At 61.0% G+C, this 17695-nt stretch carries 17 protein-coding genes; 9 read left to right on the top strand and 8 right to left on the bottom strand.

What is annotated here, in order from left to right; all coding sequences use genetic code 11:
- Positions 1–168: 168 nt before the first annotated feature.
- On the bottom strand, positions 169–609 hold the full coding sequence (locus J2Y90_RS13860) for a GlcG/HbpS family heme-binding protein (RefSeq protein ID WP_253500465.1): 441 nt from the start codon (positions 607–609) through the stop codon (positions 169–171).
- A gap of 268 nt (positions 610–877) precedes the next feature.
- On the opposite strand from J2Y90_RS13860, the gene gcl reads away from it, so the two are divergent.
- The 9 genes from gcl to J2Y90_RS13815 all read left to right on the top strand — a co-directional run bounded on the left by gcl (position 878) and on the right by J2Y90_RS13815 (position 12138).
- Positions 878–2653: a glyoxylate carboligase gene (gene gcl / locus J2Y90_RS13855; RefSeq protein ID WP_041479607.1), complete on the top strand. Its 1776-nt coding sequence runs from the start codon at positions 878–880 to the stop codon at positions 2651–2653.
- A 138-nt stretch (positions 2654–2791) separates the two neighbouring features.
- On the top strand, positions 2792–3574 hold the full coding sequence (hyi, locus tag J2Y90_RS13850) for a hydroxypyruvate isomerase (RefSeq protein ID WP_253500464.1): 783 nt from the start codon (positions 2792–2794) through the stop codon (positions 3572–3574).
- 135 nt (positions 3575–3709) lie between these two features.
- The gene (locus J2Y90_RS13845; RefSeq protein ID WP_253500463.1) at positions 3710–4603 is read left to right on the top strand and encodes a 2-hydroxy-3-oxopropionate reductase; all 894 of its coding nucleotides are present in this window, start codon (positions 3710–3712) and stop codon (positions 4601–4603) included.
- Between the two features lie 154 nt (positions 4604–4757).
- Positions 4758–6032, top strand: coding sequence for a glycerate kinase type-2 family protein (locus J2Y90_RS13840; protein ID WP_253500462.1), 1275 nt, complete (start codon positions 4758–4760; stop codon positions 6030–6032).
- Entirely contained in the window at positions 6029–7444 is a 1416-nt protein-coding gene (gene pyk, locus J2Y90_RS13835; RefSeq protein WP_253500461.1) for a pyruvate kinase, read from the top strand. Before J2Y90_RS13840 ends, pyk begins: the two co-directional genes overlap by 4 nt.
- Before the next feature lie 145 nt (positions 7445–7589).
- Positions 7590–8504: an urea transporter gene (locus J2Y90_RS13830; protein ID WP_253500460.1), complete on the top strand. Its 915-nt coding sequence runs from the start codon at positions 7590–7592 to the stop codon at positions 8502–8504.
- Positions 8505–8525: 21 nt separating this feature from the next.
- A complete protein-coding gene (locus tag J2Y90_RS13825) occupies positions 8526–9350 on the top strand; it encodes an ion transporter (RefSeq protein ID WP_253500459.1) in 825 nt (274 codons plus the stop codon).
- Positions 9351–9524: 174 nt separating this feature from the next.
- On the top strand, positions 9525–10523 hold the full coding sequence (locus J2Y90_RS13820) for a sulfate ABC transporter substrate-binding protein (RefSeq protein ID WP_123420176.1): 999 nt from the start codon (positions 9525–9527) through the stop codon (positions 10521–10523).
- Between the two features lie 427 nt (positions 10524–10950).
- Positions 10951–12138, top strand: a complete 1188-nt coding sequence (locus J2Y90_RS13815; protein WP_024012134.1) for an MFS transporter — start codon at positions 10951–10953, stop codon at positions 12136–12138.
- A 181-nt stretch (positions 12139–12319) separates the two neighbouring features.
- Here J2Y90_RS13815 and J2Y90_RS13810 read toward each other — a convergent pair whose 3' ends face one another.
- The 7 genes from J2Y90_RS13810 to J2Y90_RS13780 all read right to left on the bottom strand — a co-directional run bounded on the left by J2Y90_RS13810 (position 12320) and on the right by J2Y90_RS13780 (position 17695).
- On the bottom strand, positions 12320–12724 hold the full coding sequence (locus J2Y90_RS13810; RefSeq protein WP_253500456.1) for a type II toxin-antitoxin system HicB family antitoxin: 405 nt from the start codon (positions 12722–12724) through the stop codon (positions 12320–12322).
- Positions 12724–12936 carry a type II toxin-antitoxin system HicA family toxin gene (locus J2Y90_RS13805; protein ID WP_253500454.1) on the bottom strand — a complete coding sequence of 71 codons (213 nt, stop codon included), beginning with the start codon at positions 12934–12936 and terminating at the stop codon, positions 12724–12726. Before J2Y90_RS13805 ends, J2Y90_RS13810 begins: the two co-directional genes overlap by 1 nt.
- Before the next feature lie 144 nt (positions 12937–13080).
- A complete protein-coding gene (locus J2Y90_RS13800; RefSeq protein ID WP_253500452.1) occupies positions 13081–13485 on the bottom strand; it encodes a hypothetical protein in 405 nt (134 codons plus the stop codon).
- A 25-nt stretch (positions 13486–13510) separates the two neighbouring features.
- On the bottom strand, positions 13511–14710 hold the full coding sequence (gene ccmI / locus J2Y90_RS13795; RefSeq protein ID WP_253500450.1) for a c-type cytochrome biogenesis protein CcmI: 1200 nt from the start codon (positions 14708–14710) through the stop codon (positions 13511–13513).
- The gene (locus tag J2Y90_RS13790; RefSeq protein ID WP_122747440.1) at positions 14707–15177 is read right to left on the bottom strand and encodes a cytochrome c-type biogenesis protein; all 471 of its coding nucleotides are present in this window, start codon (positions 15175–15177) and stop codon (positions 14707–14709) included. The genes ccmI and J2Y90_RS13790 overlap by 4 nt, the downstream gene beginning before the upstream one ends.
- Positions 15174–15710: a DsbE family thiol:disulfide interchange protein gene (locus tag J2Y90_RS13785; RefSeq protein ID WP_186620275.1), complete on the bottom strand. Its 537-nt coding sequence runs from the start codon at positions 15708–15710 to the stop codon at positions 15174–15176. The genes J2Y90_RS13790 and J2Y90_RS13785 overlap by 4 nt, the downstream gene beginning before the upstream one ends.
- Entirely contained in the window at positions 15707–17695 is a 1989-nt protein-coding gene (locus J2Y90_RS13780) for a heme lyase CcmF/NrfE family subunit (protein ID WP_253500447.1), read from the bottom strand. The genes J2Y90_RS13785 and J2Y90_RS13780 overlap by 4 nt, the downstream gene beginning before the upstream one ends.

Here is a 17695-nt window from a genome sequence, read left to right as displayed (position 1 = left end):
ACAGACAGGAGGCGGACAGACGTTGGCTAAATATGTCTCTTAAATCGCCTTCGCGAGCAAGCTCGCTCCCACAGGGGCTTTCGGACACTCGAACATTTTGTATGTCTAACCCAAGTTCACTGTAGGAGTGAGCCTGCTCGCGATGGCGATAGCTCAATCACCGCAAATTCAAGCAATCACCCCCCCATCCGCCCTCAGATCCAGCGCCTCCACCGCCTTGATCGCCACCTGCTCATCCACATCCGACAAATCCCCGCTGATCCCGATAGCCCCCAACACCACCCCAGCCTGATTCCGAATCAACACACCACCCGGTGCGGGCACGACGCTGCCGTGCCCCATGCTGCTCAACGAAGCAAAAAAGGCCGGGCGTTGTTGGGCGTCCTGGGCGAGCAGGCGTGAGCCTTTGCCCAGAGCGATGGCGCCCCAGGCTTTGCCGATGGCGATGTTCGGGCGCAGCAGGCTGGCGCCGTCTTCGCGTTGCAGGGCGATCAGGTGGCCGCCGGTGTCGAGTACCGCGATGGTCAGCGGTGCGGCGTTGATGCCGCGCCCTGCACTGATGGCTTCGCTGACCAGGTTGACTGCGACTTTCAAGGTTAAAGCGCTCATGGTGCCGTCCTCATTTTGTTATAGGGAAAGTCGTGGGACTGCGCGTTTGTGCCACAGCCCGATGCCACAAATAGAACACAATGAGTTATTTTTTTGTATACAATAATTCTCGAAAAGCGCCACATGCGACGAAAAGCCACAGCACAAAAGGCTTCCGACGAATGAAACAGACGCTTGAGAAAATGGATTGACCTGCGCCGTCCGCCGTGAATACACTCTGCGCAAAGCCACTTGTATACAATTACAAAACGTAAAGAGGCACAAAACCATGAGCAAAATGAGAGCAATCGAAGCCGCCGTTCTGGTGATGCGCCGCGAAGGGGTTGATACCGCTTTTGGCATCCCGGGCGCAGCGATCAACCCGCTGTACTCCGCCTTGCAGAAGGTAGGTGGCATCGATCACGTCCTTGCTCGCCACGTTGAAGGCGCCTCGCACATGGCCGAGGGCTACACCCGCACCAAGGCTGGCAATATCGGCGTGTGCATCGGCACGTCCGGCCCGGCCGGTACCGACATGGTCACCGGGCTCTACAGCGCCTCGGCCGACTCGATTCCAATCCTCTGCATCACCGGGCAAGCACCCCGCGCCCGGATGCACAAGGAAGACTTCCAGGCTGTCGACATCACCAGCATCGTCAAGCCAGTCACCAAGTGGGCGACCACGGTGCTCGAACCGGGCCAGGTGCCTTACGCGTTCCAGAAAGCCTTCTATGAAATGCGCTCCGGCCGTCCAGGCCCGGTACTGATCGACCTGCCGTTCGACGTGCAGATGGCCGAGATCGAATTCGACATCGACGCCTACCAACCGCTGCCACTGGCCAAACCGACCGCTACCCGCGTGCAGGTCGAGAAGGCTTTGGCATTGCTGGATCAGGCCGAGCGTCCACTGTTGGTTGCCGGCGGCGGCATCATCAACGCCGACGCCAGCGATCTGCTGGTCGAGTTCGCCGAACTGACCGGCATCCCGGTCATCCCGACCCTGATGGGCTGGGGCACCATCCCTGACGATCACCCGCTGATGGTCGGCATGGTCGGTCTGCAGACGTCGCACCGTTACGGCAACGCGACGATGCTGAAATCCGACGTGGTGCTGGGCATCGGCAACCGTTGGGCCAACCGCCACACCGGGTCGGTTGACGTTTACACCGAAGGCCGCAAGTTCATTCACGTCGACATCGAAGGCACGCAGATCGGTCGTGTGTTCACGCCGGATCTGGGCATCGTTTCCGACGCCGCCGCAGCGCTGACCGTGTTCATCGAAGTGGCGCGTGAATGGCAAGCCGCCGGCAAGCTGAAGAACCGCAGTGCCTGGCTGCAGGATTGCCAGCAGCGCAAGGCCAGCCTGCATCGCAAGACCCACTTCGACAACGTGCCGGTCAAGCCGCAGCGCGTTTACGAAGAAATGAACCAGGTGTTCGGCAAGGACACCTGCTACGTCAGCACCATCGGTCTGTCGCAGATTGCCGGCGCGCAGTTCCTGCACGTCTACAAGCCGCGTCACTGGATCAACTGTGGCCAGGCCGGCCCGTTGGGCTGGACCATTCCGGCAGCGCTGGGCGTGGTCAAGGCCGATCCGAGCCGGAAAGTCGTGGCCCTGTCGGGGGACTATGATTTCCAGTTCATGATCGAAGAACTGGCGGTCGGCGCTCAGTTCAAACTGCCGTACATCCACGTCGTGGTGAACAACTCGTACCTGGGCCTGATCCGTCAGGCCCAGCGCGGGTTCGAAATGGACTACTGCGTGCAGTTGTCCTTCGATAACCTGAATGCGCCGGAACTCAACGGTTACGGGGTTGACCACATCGCAGTCGCCGAAGGCCTCGGCTGTAAAGCGCTACGTGTGTTCGAGCCGTCGGAAATCGCCCCTGCCCTGCGCAAGGCCGAACAGATGATCGAAGAGTTCAAAGTGCCGGTGATCGTCGAAATCATTCTGGAGCGTGTGACCAACATCTCCATGGGTACCGAGATCAACGCGGTCAACGAATTCGAAGACCTGGCACTGGTCGGCAACGACGCGCCAACGGCGATTTCGCTGCTTGATTAACTGCTGACTGCTCTCCCTGTGGGAGCGAGCCTGCTCGCGAAGACTGCTTCATATCCAACACGTATGTTGGCTGACAGACCGCTTTCGCGAGCAGGCTCGCTCCCACAGGGGACCTCACAAGATTTACGGGAGACCACCATGCCGCGTTTCGCAGCCAACCTGTCCATGCTGTTCACCGAACAGGACTTCCTTGCCCGTTTCGACGCCGCCGCCAAGGCCGGTTTCAGTGGCGTGGAATATCTGTTCCCGTACGATTTCAGCTCGGCTGAAATCAAGGCAAAACTCGAGGCCAACGGTCTGAGCCAAGTGCTGTTCAACCTGCCGGCCGGTGACTGGGCCAAGGGCGAGCGCGGTATCGCCTGCCTGCCGGATCGGGTCGAAGAATTCCGCGCTGGCGTCGATCTGGCGATTGCCTATGCGCAAGTGCTGGGCAACACCCAGGTCAACTGCCTGGCCGGCATCCGCCCGCAAGGCGTTGACGATGCCACCGTGGAAAAGACCTTCGTCGCCAACCTCAAATACGCTGCCGACAAGCTGCAAGCGGCGGGTATCAAACTGGTGATGGAAGCGATCAACACCCGCGACATTCCCGGTTTCTACCTGAACAACACCGCGCAAGCCCTGTCGATTCGCGAGCAGGTCGGCAGCGCCAATCTATTCCTGCAATACGACATCTATCACATGCAGATCATGGAAGGCGATCTGGCCCGCACCCTGCAATCGCACCTGGCCGAGATCAACCATGTGCAGCTCGCGGACAACCCGGGGCGCAACGAACCCGGCACCGGTGAGATCAACTACCGCTTCCTGTTCGAACACCTCGACCGCATCGGTTATCAGGGTTGGGTCGGTTGCGAGTACAAGCCGTTGACCACCACCGAAGCGGGCCTGGGCTGGCTGAAGTCGCACAACGCAATCTGACCAACACGTGACCCCTGTAGGAGCTGCCGAAGGCTGCGATCTTTTGATCTTGACCTTCAAAAGCAAAAGCAAAATCAAAAGATCGCAGCCTGCGGCAGCTCCTACGGCTGTTTATAAAAACAAGAGGATTTTCTCATGGCTAAAATCGGATTCATCGGCACCGGCATCATGGGCCACCCAATGGCGGCGAACCTGCAGAAAGCCGGTCACAGCCTGTTCCTGTCGCAACACCACGACGCTGCCCCGGCTGATCTGGTCGCCGCTGGCGCCGTTGCTCTGGCCAACCCGCGCGAAGTGGCGCAGGAAGCCGAATTCATCATCGTCATGGTTCCGGACACCCCGCAGGTCGACGACGTGCTGTTCCGCGCCGACGGCGTTGCGGCCGGGATCGGCAAGGGCAAAGTGGTCATCGACATGAGCTCGATTTCGCCGACCGCCACCAAAGCCTTCGCGGCGAAGATCAACGAAAAAAGCGCGCAGTACCTCGACGCGCCAGTGTCCGGCGGTGAAGTCGGCGCCAAGGCCGCGACCCTGAGCATCATGGTCGGCGGCGACGCCGATGCCTTCGAACGCGCCCTGCCGCTGTTCCAGGCCATGGGCAAGAACATCACCCTGGTCGGCGGCAATGGCGATGGTCAGACCGCCAAGGTTGCGAATCAGATCATCGTGGCGCTGAACATCCAGGCCGTTGCCGAAGCGCTGCTGTTCGCCTCGAAGAACGGTGCCGATCCGGCCAAGGTACGTGAAGCCCTGATGGGTGGTTTCGCTTCCTCGAAGATTCTCGAAGTGCACGGCGAGCGCATGATCAAAGGCACCTTCGACCCGGGCTTCCGCATCAGCCTGCACCAGAAGGACCTGAACCTGGCCCTGCAAGGCGCCAAGGAGCTGAACATCAACCTGCCGAACACCGCGAACGCCCAACAAGTGTTCAGCACCTGCGCAGCCATCGGCGGCAGCAACTGGGACCACTCGGCGCTGATCAAGGGCCTGGAACACATGGCCAATTTCTCGATTCGCGACAATAAATAAAGCCTGCACAAAACCCTTTGGGAGCGAGCCTGCTCGCGAAAGCGGCTTCACATTCAACATCCAAGTTGGCTGACATACCGCGTTCGCGAGCAGGCTCGCTCCCACAATGGATCTGAGTCGCCCTTTCGAATAACAAGAATTCCGGGAGCCCGCCATGTCGGTCGATCCGCAACAACTGCTGCGCGAGCTGTTTGCCACAGCCATCGACGCGGCGCATCCGAACCAAGTCCTCGAAGCCCATCTGCCTGCCGACCGCAGCGGTCGGGTGATCGTCATCGGTGCCGGCAAAGCCGCTGCCGCCATGGCGCAAGTGGTCGAGTGTTGCTGGGAGGGTGAAGTCACCGGCCTGGTGGTGACCCGCTACGGTCACGGCGCCCCGTGCGAAAAAATCGAAGTGGTCGAAGCCGCGCATCCGGTGCCGGACGCGGCGGGTCTGGCCGTGGCCAAACGCGTGCTGGAACTGGTCAGCAACCTCCGCGAAGACGACCGCGTGATCTTTCTGCTCTCCGGCGGCGGCTCTGCCCTGCTCGCCCTGCCGGCCGAAGGCATTACCCTCGCTGACAAACAGTCGATCAACAAAGCCCTGCTGAAATCCGGCGCAACCATCGGCGAGATGAACTGCGTGCGCAAGCACCTCTCGGCGATCAAGGGCGGCCGCCTCGGCAAGGCCTGCTGGCCGGCGACGGTTTATACCTATGCGATTTCCGATGTACCGGGCGACCTCGCCACGGTCATCGCTTCTGGCCCCACCGTGGCCGACCCGAGCACTTCCGCTGAAGCGCTGGCGATCATCAAGCGCTACGGCATCGACATCCCCGCCTCCGTGCGCGCATGGCTGCAGAGTCCGGAATCGGAAACCGTCAAACCCGGCGACCCGAGCCTGGCACGCAGCCATTTCCAGTTGATCGCGCGGCCACAGCAATCATTGGATGCGGCGGCGGTGAAATGCCGTCAGGCCGGTTTCAGCACATTGATTCTCGGCGACCTCGAAGGCGAGTCCCGTGAAGTGGCGAAAGTCCACGCTGGCATCGCCCGGCAGATCATCCACCACGGCCAGCCACTGGCGGCGCCGTGCGTGATTCTCTCCGGCGGCGAAACCACGGTGACCGTGCGCGGCAATGGCCGTGGCGGCCGTAATGCCGAATTCCTCTTGAGCCTGACCGACAGCCTCAAGGGCCAGCCCGGCGTCTACGCCTTGGCCGGTGACACCGACGGCATCGACGGCTCGGAAGACAACGCCGGCGCGATCATGACCCCGGACAGCTACGCCCGCGCCGCCGCCCTCGGCTTGAGCGCCAGCGACGAGCTGGATAACAACAACGGCTACGGCTACTTCCAGGCGCTCGATGCGCTGATCGTCACCGAGCCGACCCGCACCAACGTCAACGACTTCCGCGCCATTCTGATCCTTGAGAACTGCAAATCATGACGCCTGATAAAAAGGTCAAAATCCTCGCCACCCTCGGCCCTGCGGTCGATGGCATCGACGACATTCGCGAGCTGGTCGAGGCCGGGGTCAACATCTTCCGCCTGAACTTCAGCCACGGCGATCACGCCGACCACGCCAAGCGCTATCAATGGATCCGCGAAGTCGAGCGCCAGCTCAACTACCCGCTGGGCATTCTCATGGATCTGCAAGGGCCGAAACTGCGTGTCGGCAAGTTCGCTGACGGCAAGGTTCAGTTGCATCGCGGTCAGGCGTTCCGCTTGGATCTTGATACGGCACCGGGCGATGAACGCCGGGTGAATCTGCCGCATCCGGAGATCATTGCCGCGCTGGAAGCCGGCATGGATCTGCTGCTCGACGACGGCAAACTGCGCCTGCGCGTGGTCACCAAGTACGCCGATGCAATCGACACCACGGTGCTCAACGGCGGCGAATTGTCCGATCGCAAAGGTGTGAATGTGCCGCAAGCGGTGCTCGACCTCAGCCCGCTGACCGCCAAGGATCGCCGCGACCTGAGCTTCGGTCTGGAGCTGGGCGTGGACTGGGTCGCGCTGTCGTTCGTGCAGCGTCCGCAAGACATCGTCGAAGCCCGCGCATTGATCGGCGACAAGGCGTTTCTGATGGCAAAAATCGAGAAGCCTTCGGCGGTCGAGCAATTGCGTGAAATCGCTGAGCTGAGCGACGCAATCATGGTCGCGCGCGGGGACCTTGGCGTGGAAGTGCCGGCGGAAAGCGTGCCGCAGATTCAGAAAAACATCATCACCACCTGCCGCGCACTGGGCAAACCGGTGGTGGTGGCGACACAGATGCTCGAGTCGATGCGCTTCTCCCCTGCCCCAACCCGTGCCGAGGTGACTGACGTCGCCAACGCCGTGGCCGAAGGCGCCGATGCGGTGATGCTCTCGGCGGAAACTGCATCCGGGGAATATCCGCTGGAAGCCGTGCAGATGATGAGCAAGATCATCCGTCAGGTTGAGAACGGTCCGGATTATCAGACTCAGCTCGACGTTAGTCGGCCGAAAGCCGAGGCGACCGTTTCCGATGCGATCAGCTGCGCGATCCGCCGGATCAGCAACGTGCTGCCGGTGGCGGTGCTGGTCAATTACAGCGAGTCGGGCGCTTCGACGCTGCGTGCATCGCGGGAGCGGCCGAAAGCACCGATCCTCAACCTGACGCCAAATCTGCAGACGGCGCGGCGCTTGAGCGTGGCGTGGGGCATTCATTCGGTGGTCAACGATCGCCTGCGGCAGGTCGACGAAGTCTGCTCGACTGCGCTGGAGATTGCTCAGGCGCAAGGCATGGCCGAGCGTGGCGACACGTTGCTGATCACCGCGGGCGTGCCGTTTGGGCAGCCGGGGTCGACCAATTCGCTGCGCATTGAGACGTTGATTTAGCGCTTGTACCGGCCTCTTCGCGAGCAGGCTCGCTCCCACATTGGTTCTGTGTCGATCACAGAACCGAGACTGGACGCAGATCCATGTGGGAGCGAGCCTGCTCGCGAAGCAGGCGCCTCGGTTTTCCCTGACTTTCAGAACTGCCATGCCCGCCAATCATTTCAACACCCACTGCCCCGACTGGGCCGAGGCTTTGCTCAACGGTTTCAGTCAGATTTTCTTCCAGCGCCATCCGCTGTGCGGCCTGCTGTGTCTGTTGGCGATTCTGCTGACGGCGCCGGTGCTGTTCGCCGGGGCGCTGCTCGGTGGCGTAGCCGGTCTGCTCACCGCGCAGCGGCGCAACTACGCCAAGGCCGATCGCCAGGCCGGGCTGTTCAGCTACAACGGCGTTTTGCTCGGTCTGCTGCTGAGCCTGTATTTCCCCTGGTCGCCGCTACTACCGCCGCTGATTCTCGCGGCTGGCGGTTTGAGCGCTATGCTCACTCAGCAATGGCTCAAGCATGTCTATCGCAGCCGTTCCATACCCGCCTACACGTCGCCTTTCGTAGCGATCAGTTGGGTGCTGCTGATATTCGCCGAACCGTCCGCCTCGGCGGCGTCGATCGATCTGAATACGGCGAATGTGCTCGCCGCTGAACTGCGCGGCTTTGGCCAGGTGATGTTCCTTGACCATCCGTTGGCCGGGGCGTTGATCGCCAGCGGTTTGCTGCTCGCCGATCGCCGCGCTTTCTGCTGGGCGCTGCTGGCGTCGGCGATCGGCCTCGGCTCCAGTCTGCTGCATCACGAAACGTCCGCCGCACTGCTCGGGCTCGGCGGCTACAACGCCGTGCTCGCCGCCCTCGCCTTCAGCGCGCAACGGCAACATCCGTGGCTGCCGCTGCTCGGGATTGTCCTGGCGCTGTTGGTGACGCCGCTGTTTGCTGCTGCGGGACTGGCGACGCTGACCGCGCCGTTCATCCTCGCCTGCTGGCTGATTCGTGCCGGCATTCAAATGCTCGGCAAGGCGTCGCTTGCGCATGAGTCTTGCGCTCACGAGGAGAATCACCCTAGGCTGCGCTGATCTTCGATTCAGGCGTTATCCATGGACAGCAGCAACAATTGGCGCGAACGGCTTTTCGTCATGATTTTCCAGAGCGACACCCCGGCCGGGCGTCGCTTCGACGGCATTCTGCTGTTGATCATCCTCGCCAGCCTGGTGATCGTGATGCTCGACAGTATCGACAGCATTCACCGCAATTACGCCGACGTGCTGGCCTATATAGAGTGGGGTTTCACGGCGATTTTCCTCGGCGAGTACATCCTGCGTCTGTACTGCTCGCCGAAGCCGCTGCGCTATGCCTTCAGCTTTTATGGATTGGTCGACCTGCTGGCGATCGTGCCCGGCATCCTCGCGCTGTATTACAGCGATGCGCAGTATCTGCTGATCATCCGCATCATTCGGATGCTGCGGATTTTCCGCGTGCTCAAGCTCAGCCCGTATCTGAAGCAGGCCAACTATCTGATGTCGGCGCTGCGCGGCAGCAAGCAGAAAATCGTCGTGTTTCTGGTCAGCGTATGCACGCTGGTGACGGTGTTCGGCACGCTGATGTATGTGATTGAAGGCCCGGAGCATGGCTTCACCAGCATTCCCAAAGGCATCTATTGGGCGATCGTCACCTTGACCACCGTCGGTTTCGGCGACATCGTGCCGAAGACGCCGCTGGGCCAAGTGATCTCCTCGCTGGTGATGATCACCGGTTACTCGATCATCGCCGTGCCCACGGGGATTTTCACCGCTGAGCTGGCCAATGCCATGCGCGGCGAGCAGCTGCAACATGACTGCCCGGGGTGCCAGAAAAAGACCCACGAGCAGAGCGCAGCGTTCTGTTCGCGATGTGGCAGTCAGCTGTTCAAGAAAGTGGAATAAGCACAGAGCTTTTTAATCTTTAAGCGCTTATGCGTCGCCCGTTATAGTCAGTGGCAATTAAACATCACCCCCTGTAGGAGCTGCCGAAGGCTGCGATCTTTTGACTTTGTTTTCAAGATCAAAAGCTCGCAGCCTTCGGCAGCTCCTACACCGACAATCAACAAGGAATGCGCAGTGAAAAAACTCTTTGGCGCCTCACTTCTCGCCGCCGGCCTGACCTTGGCCAACATCGCCCAGGCAGCACCGACGCTGCTTAACGTTTCCTACGACGTGATGCGCGATTTCTACAAGGACTACAACACTGCGTTCCAGAAACACTGGCAAGCCGAGCACAAGGAAAACATCACCGTACAGATGTCCTTCGGTGGCTCGAGCAAGCAGGCGCGCTCGGTGATCGATGGCCTGCCGGCTGACGTCATCACCATGAACATGGCCACCGACATCAACGCCCTCGCCGACAACGGCAAACTGGTGCCGGACAATTGGGTCACGCGCCTGCCGAACAACAGCGCACCGTTCACCTCGGCGACGGTGTTCATTGTTCGCAAGGGCAACCCGAAAGCGCTGAAAGACTGGCCGGACCTGCTCAAGGACGGCGTACAGGTGATCGTCCCCAATCCGAAAACCTCGGGTAACGGCCGCTACACCTACCTCTCGGCCTGGGGTTATGTGCTGAAGAATGGCGGTGACGAGAACAAGGCCAAGGACTTCGTCGGCAAGCTGTTCAAGCAGGCACCAGTACTGGATACCGGTGGCCGCGCCGCCACCACCACGTTCATGACCAACCAGATCGGCGACGTGCTGGTGACCTTCGAAAACGAAGCGGAAATGATCGCCCGCGAGTTCGGCCGCGATCAGTTCGAAGTCATCTACCCAAGCGTCTCCGCCGAAGCGGAGCCACCGGTGTCCGTGGTCGACAAAGTTGTCGACAAGAAAGGCTCGCGCGCTGCGGCGGATGAGTATCTGAAGTACCTGTGGTCGCCGGAAGGCCAGGAAATTGCGGCGGCCAACTACCTGCGTCCGCGTGACCCGGCGGTGCTGGCGAAGTACACCGACCGTTTCCCGAAAGTCGATTTCCTTTCGGTGGAGAAGACGTTTGGTGACTGGCGCACCGTGCAAAAGACTCACTTCAATGATGGTGGGGTGTTTGATCAGATTTATAGCGGGCAGTAAGGCTTGATCTGAAAAACAAAAAGGCGACCCGCTGAGGTCGCCTTTTTGTTGAGCCAGAAGCCCCTCACCCCAGCCCTCTCCCAGAGGGAGAGGGGGCCGACCGAGGTGACTTACGTCAGACATCGACCTGAAGGACCGAGTGGAATATGGATCGAGAAGATAATTTTTGGATTCGACCGTTGCGGATTCAGCGAATAACCATCAGGTCGGCGTACCTCCCAAGCATCCCCCAATCAGTCCCCTCTCCCCCCGGGAGAGGGCTAGGGTGAGGGGCTTTTGTTGAATGAACAAACACATCCAGCCTTCCCCCGTAACCATCCAGAATTCATTACACAACGTAATAACAGTTATCATCCGAAAACGTCTTCTGCCCGTCCCCGTTGTCCATTAGCCTCCCCGCTTTCCTGTGCCCGACCCGAGATCCTCTATGACCACCACACCTCACGCAATGACCCGAGGCATGGTCCTGCTGTTCGCGTTCTGCTGCGGCGCCATCGTTGCCAACATTTACTATGCCCAACCGATCATCGGCCTGATTGCGCCGGACATCGGCCTGTCCGACACCATGGCCAGCTTCATCGTCTCGCTGACCCAGATCGGTTACGCGTTGGGCCTGTTCTTTCTGGTGCCGCTGGGGGATCTGCTGGAGAACCGGCGGCTGATGATCATCACCACGGTCGTGGCGATCGCCAGTCTGCTCGGCGCAGCGTTTACCGAGCAGCCCAACGTATTTCTGCTTATCTCCTTGTTGGTCGGCTTCAGCTCGGTGTCGGTGCAGATCCTGATCCCGCTGGCCGCGCATCTGGCGCCGGAAGAGTCCCGTGGCCGCGTGGTCGGCGGGATCATGGGCGGTCTGCTGCTGGGTATTCTGTTGGCGCGACCGGTGTCGAGCGTGGTCGCCGACCACCTCGGCTGGCGCGCCATGTTCATGATCGCCGCAGCGTTGATGGCGGCAATCAGCGTGGTGCTCGCACTGACCGTACCCAAGCGCCAGCCCGATCACAGCGCCACCTATGGCCAGTTGATCGGCTCGTTGTGGACGCTGCTGCGCCAGCAACCGGTGCTGCGTCAGCGGGCGTTTTATCAGGGCTGCATGTTTGCCACGTTCAGCCTGTTCTGGACCGCCGTGCCGCTGGAACTGGCGCGCAACCATGGCCTGTCGCAAAGCGAAATCGCGATTTTCGCCTTGGTCGGCGCCATCGGTGCCATCGCCGCGCCAATCAGCGGTCGCCTCGCCGATGCCGGCCACACGCGCATCGCCTCGCTGCTGGCCATGCTCTTCGCCAGCCTGAGCTTCCTGCCCGCCTTCATTCACCCGGCCTACAGCGTCATCGGCCTGGCCGTGACCGGCGTGGTGCTCGACTTCTGCGTGCAGATGAACATGGTCCTCGGCCAACGCGCGGTGTACTCGCTGGACGCGAAAAGTCGCGGCCGTTTGAACGCGCTGTACATGACCAGCATCTTCATCGGCGGCGCCTTCGGCTCGTCGGTAGCCAGCGCGGTGTACGAGCATGGCGGCTGGTTGTGGATCGTGATTGTCGGCAGCGTCTTTCCGTTGCTGGCGTTGTTGCGGTTTTTGAGCACTTCACGACGCGCTTCATTGGCCACCGCTTAAGGCTTCAAAAGCTTCGCGAGCAAGCTCGCTCCCACAGGTTTTGGGTGACCTTCGAATCACTGCAATACACAAAACCAGTGTGGGAGCGAGCCTGCTCGCGAAGGCGTCAGTTCAGATCATGTTTGCACCGACTGACACACCGCTTTCGCGAGCAGGCTCGCTCCCACAATTGGACGTACCTTCAATACCGAACCAGTTTCTCCATCGCCGCATCCGCCAGAAACGAGGAGCGGCTTTTGACGTTATGCTCGCGTACATAGCGATCAATACGCTGAATCACATAGCCGGGCAGCGTAACGTTGACCTTTTCGGTCTTGCCCAGGTACGGCGAGATATCCAGCTCCAGCATGCCCCAGCCCATCTCGGCAAAATCCGGATGATTGCGATGCGCCGCTGCCGAGGTCGGCATCGGAATCGCCTGACCGGCCGCTGCAATCTCTTGCAGCATGAGGTGAGCCACTTCCACGGCTGCGTTGTAGGCCTCCTCGAAGCAGTCCCCGGCCGTGACTGCGCCGGGAATATCGGGGATCTGAATACCGATGGCAGTGTTCTCGTCACCCCACTCGATGCAGATGGGATATTGCATTACGGATCTCCTTCATGGCGGGTAGGCGGGCTGAACAACCCCGCACGCCGCCTGATGCTTTTGACTGTCCCCAGTGGAAAATCCATTTTCGGATGCGGGACGGCAATCGTGTTCGGGTTGTAAGGATGAGTGAAAATGTGATGACTGCCGGCAACCCGATCCAACGTCCAGCCAGCCTCCTCCAGCTCCTTCATCAATAGACTGCTCTGCACAACCGCCTCCTTGGCCTGGCCCCCTAAAAATAACTCTAGAGTTATCTTTACTCAAGCACAGAATGCGACGGGGTGATGGTGGGTTGTTTTACAAGGTGTGATTCAAACGGCAAAAAAACGGCGATCCCAGGATCGCCGTTTCTCTTACTGTCCGAACTTCTTGCCCAACCCCGGCGGGACGCCGTGGATGTTGGTGTCTTCCCACGGGCCGTTGGGGCTGACCGAGCGGCTCCAGCCGTTGTTCCAGCGGTAGTAGGTGCGCTGGCGGTAGAAGGTGTTGGTCTGGTCGTCGAGGACATAGACGCCGAGTTTCTGGTCCCAGTGGCTGTTGCCGCCCGGTGGTGGGGCGAAGCTGGCCGACGTGCGTGGCACCGGTTTCGACGGTTTTGCCGGGATGCTCTTGCCGGGGCTCGGCGAGGTCGACGGGGTCGGGCTCGGTTGCGAGGGCGGGATCGGCGGCAGGCTGGTGGTCGGTTCAGGGCGTTGTACCGCACATGCACTCAAGCCCAGGGCCAGTGTGAGGACTGTGATGCGGGCGATGGTGTGCATGGCGGTGCTTTCCTGTTGGGTCCGGTTACTGGTCCGGGCTATCGATAGTCAGTTTTTGTGGCGCGGTGGTGCTGCTGGCCACTGGGCCGCTGCGACCGATCCACTCACCGGCCGTCGGTTGACCGGCCCGTGAGATGCGCGCAACCAGTTGGACTTCAGGGAAGTTGGACAGTTTCAACTGCGGCATCATTGCGTCGGCGTCGCCCAGTTCGACGGTCACTGGCAGGTCGGCGACGGTGAGGCGTTTGGCCGCCAGCGGCGCCGGTGGGCCTGAGGTGGCGCGGGCGAAGATGAACACGCTGTCGCCCGGCTGCACCTTGCTCTTGAGTTCGCTGGCCAGATCAACGCTGACTTTCAGCAACGCAGCTTTCGGCGCCGGTACTTGGGCAACTTTGCCACCGCTGGCCTTCAGGCGTTCGGCGGCACGCTCGATTCCGCCTTGCAGCGCAGCGCGCGAGTTGTCTTCCGGAGGCAGTTGCGCGAGCAGGCGATTCCAGTAGTCGATTGCTTCTTGATACCGCTCGCCTTCGAACGCGGCGATGCCGAGCAGGCCGAGGCTGGTGACTTCTTTCGGATCGCCCTTCAGCGCTTCGTCGGTCAGGTTCTGAATCTTCTCCGACCACTTTTTACCGTCAGCAAAATACTGCGCCTGCGCCCACTGGCCGAGCAGTTCCGGCGGGCGACCGGCGAGGTTCGCGGCGCGCTCGAACATCTTCGCCGCGTCCGCTGGGCGATCCTGAGCCATGTAGGTACGGCCGAGGAAATACAGACCTTCGGCGGAATCCGGTTGTGCGGCGACTGCACGCTCCAGACGCTGGGTCATCTCTTCCATCGACTGCGGAGCCTGGGCGAATTCGCGGGTCAGTTCGACCTTGTCGGCGGCGCCGAAATGCAGGTACAGACCAAGGCCCAGCACCGGCACCAACACAGCGGCCAGCAGCGGCAATGGCTTGCCCAGGCGCGAGACACGCGGTGCGGTGACGCCTTCGGTATCAGCGAGCAGTTCACGCGCAGCTTCCGCGCGGCCGCTGTCCAGTTGCGCGGCGTCGAGCACGCCTTCGGCCTGCTGCGCTTGCAGCTCGGCAACCCGCTCCTGATACAGCGCGACGTTCAGCGCGGTGCGATCTTCTTCACGCTGGGCGCGGCGTTCGCGCAGCACCGGGATCAGCAGAAAACTCAGGGCGACCAGAAGCAACAGCCCTGCGGCAAGCCAGAAATCAATCATTCTTGGTTTTTATCCAACAGTTGGTCGAGGCGCTGACGTTCTTCGGCAGACAGCGATGACGGGGTTTCGGCACGTTGCCCGCGACGCCTGCGCACGATCAGTGCGATCACTACGAAACCACCGAGCAGCAGCCCGGCCGGGCCGAACCACAGCAGCGCGGTCTTCGCATTGAGCGCCGGTTTGTAACGGACGAAATCACCGTAGCGATCGACCATGAAGTCGATGATCTGCTGATTGTCCTTGCCCTCGCCGAGCATGCGGAAAATCTCCTTGCGCAGGTCGGCGGCGATCGGCGCGTTGGAGTCGGCGATGTCCTGGTTCTGGCATTTGGGGCAGCGCAGTTCCTTGGTCAGTTCGCGGAAACGCTCGCGGTCGCCCTCGTTGGCAAACTCGTAGGTGTCGATAGCCGCGTGGGCGACACCGGCCAGACTCAAGCCCAACACCACTGCTGCGAGAAAACGCTTCATGGCTGGGCCTCATCGACCAGCGCCTGATATTTGGCCGCGAGTTTCTCGCGCCAGACCTGCTCATCGATCACCCCGACGAACTTGTCGCGGATGATGCCCTTGGCGTCGATGAAGAACGTTTCCGGCGCGCCGTACACCCCGAGATTGAGGCCCAGCGAGCCTTCGTCATCACGAATATCCAGCGCGTACGGATTGTGGAACTCGGCCAGCCACTTCAACGCGTCGGCGTTGGTGTCCTTGTAGTTGATGCCGTAGATCACCACGCCGCGCTCGGCGAGTTTGTTCAGCACCGGGTGCTCGACCCGGCAGGAAATGCACCAGGTGCCCCAGACGTTGACCAGTGCCGGTTTGCCGAGAATGTCGGCCTTGGTCAGCGTCTTGTCACCCTGCACGCTGGGCAGGGAAAACTCCGGGAACGGCTTGTTGATCATCGCCGACGGCAGCTCCGCCGGATCCAGGTACAAACCGCGATAAAGAAACACCGCCACCAGCAGGAAAATCGCCAGCGGCAACAACATCAACCAACGCCTCATGCCGCGGCTCCCGTCATGCCCAGCGCTTCGCGCACTTTGCTTTTCACCTTGACCCGATAACGCCGATCCAGTGCGGCCAACAATCCACCGAAACCGGTGAGCAAGCCGCCGAACCAGATCCAGCGCACAAACGGTTTGACGTGTACGCGCACGGCCCAGGCGCCGTTATCCAGCGGCTCGCCAAGGGCGACGTAGAGATCGCGGGTGAAACCGGCATCGATGCCGGCTTCGGTCATCACCGAGTTCTGCACCGTGTACAGACGTTTTTCCGGGTGCAGCACGCTGATCTCCTGGCCGTCGCGAATGACGCGGATGGTGCCTTTGTCCGAGGTGAAATTCGGCCCCTCGAAGTGTTTGGCGCCTTCGAAGACGAACTGATAGCCGGCCAGGTTCATCGACTCGCCCGGCGCCAGACGCAGGTCGCGTTCGGCACTGTTCTGGCTCGACAACACCACCCCCAGCGCGCACACGGCGATGCCCAGGTGAGCGATCTGCATGCCCCAATAGCTGCGGGTCAGCGTCGGCAAACCTTTGATCAGACCTTTATGGCGGGTTTTGTCGAACAGGTCGCGCAGGCCGGCAAGCAACACCCACGCGGCGAGCAGGAAAGTCGCGATAACGGCCCAGTTGAAATCGCCGTACGCCACGCCGGCCACCACGGCCAATGCGACGCTGCCGAGCAGTACCGGGGTGAGCATGCTCGCCAGCCATTTCACCGGCGTATCTTTCCAGCGCACGATCACACCGATCGCCATCACCAGCATCAGCAACGCCATCAACGGGATGAACAACGCATTGAAGTACGGCGGGCCGACCGACAGCTTGGCGCCGCTGATGGCATCGAGAATCAGCGGATACAAAGTGCCGAGCAGAATCATCGACGCCGCGACGACCAACACCAGGTTGTTGCCCAGCAGCAAGGTTTCACGTGACCACAGGTTGAAGCCGACCTGACTTTTCACCACTGGCGCGCGCAGGGCGAAAAGGGTCAGCGAACCGCCCACCACGAACAGCAGGAAAATCAGGATGAACACGCCGCGCTCCGGATCCGAGGCAAACGCGTGCACCGAGGTCAGCACGCCCGAACGCACAAGGAAAGTGCCGAGCAGGCTCAGGGAGAACGCGGCGATCGCCAGCAACACCGTCCAGCTCTTGAACACGCCGCGCTTCTCGGTGACCGCCAGCGAATGAATCAACGCGGTGCCGACCAGCCATGGCATGAACGAGGCGTTTTCCACCGGATCCCAGAACCACCAGCCGCCCCAGCCGAGTTCGTAATACGCCCACCACGAACCAAGGGTGATACCGATGCCGAGGAACGCCCAGGCGACGATGGTCCATGGCCGCGACCAGCGCGCCCACGCCGCATCGAGACGACCGCCCATCAACGCTGCGATGGCGAAGGCAAACGCCACCGAAAAGCCGACGTAGCCCATGTACAACATCGGCGGGTGAACGATCAGGCCGATGTCTTGCAAAAGTGGATTGAGGTCAGCGCCATTGCTCGGCATCTGCGGCAGGATGCGTTTGAACGGGTTGGACGTGAGGATCAGGAACAGCAGGAAACCGGTGCTGATCATGCCCATCACCGCCAGTACCCGGGCGAGCATGACTTGCGGCAACTGCCGTGAGAACACCGACACGGCGAAGGTCCAGCCACCGAGAATCAGCGCCCACAGCAGCAGCGAACCTTCGTGGGCGCCCCACACCGCGCTGAACTTGTAGTACCACGGCAAGGCGGTATTGGAGTTGTTTGCGACATAGGCGACGGAGAAATCGTCGACCATGAAGGCATAGGTCAGAATGCCGAACGCAAACAGCAAAAACGCGAACTGTCCCCATGCTGCGGGCTGGGCCAGACTCATCCAGAAACGGTCGCCGCGCCAGGCACCGACCAATGGCACCACCGCTTGCACCAGCGCAAAACACAGGGCGAGGATCATCGCCAGATGGCCCAGCTCAGGAATAAACAGTGCGGCTGCCAT

The sequence above is a fragment of the Pseudomonas koreensis genome (genome assembly GCF_024169245.1).
Classification (GTDB): Bacteria; Pseudomonadota; Gammaproteobacteria; order Pseudomonadales; family Pseudomonadaceae; genus Aquipseudomonas; species Aquipseudomonas koreensis_F.
Note: the sequence above shows the minus strand (reverse complement) of the source record. Positions and strands in the feature narration are given on the sequence as shown.